Origin of the sequence: Candidatus Nitrosotalea sp. FS (genome assembly GCF_011319475.1) — an archaeon.
Taxonomy (GTDB): Archaea; Thermoproteota; Nitrososphaeria; order Nitrososphaerales; family Nitrosopumilaceae; genus Nitrosotalea.
Genome location: NZ_RCMC01000134.1, coordinates 1 through 636, shown reverse-complemented (window position 1 = coordinate 636; position 636 = coordinate 1). Strand labels below are relative to the sequence as shown.

1 protein-coding gene is annotated in these 636 nt (G+C 43.4%); it reads right to left on the bottom strand.

All coding sequences use genetic code 11. The features are described from left to right. Positions 1 to 636, bottom strand: a 636-nt coding sequence (locus DYY66_RS04765; RefSeq protein WP_166286662.1) for an FAD-binding oxidoreductase, incomplete at both ends; no start/stop codon positions are given.

Below are 636 nucleotides of genomic sequence, written 5' to 3'. Positions count from 1 at the left end.
GGCTTGGGCTTGTCAATACAAAATATTATCTGGTCTGCAGTAACAGAGCCAAGATGCGTGTAGACTGTATGGCCCTTCCAGTAAAGCACTTCGGATGATTCAAAAATTTCTATGCCATTATCTAAGAGGACCTGCTTGATCCCTTGCGCATACAAGAGAGGGTTTACACCATATGTTCCCGAATATCGAATCGCCCCAGAATAAGCATCTGATCCAATGACAGAAGATACCTCAGATTCTGTGTATACCTTACTTGGATACCCAAGTTTTTTGCGTGACTCTACCTCTTCTTGCACATCTTTCCATCCGCTTGCTCCTTTTCCAAGAAATAGACAGTCTTGTACTTGCAGGTCACATTCTATCTTGTGTTTTTTTATATTGTCAACCATTATCTCCACTCCTTTTGCTGCAACCCCCCACAAATCCCCGGCACCAACTGTACCATACTTTCGCAACAATTGAGATAGTTCAAGCTCGCTGTCAGGAGTTAGGAATCCAGCGCTTTTTCCAGTAGAGCTTCCGCCACAAATATTCTTGTCAACTAGTACAACTTTTTTTCCCGATCCTATTAGGCAAAGTGCTGCAGATAGGCCTGCAACACCTGCGCCAACTATTAGAACATCGGTCTTTATGTGA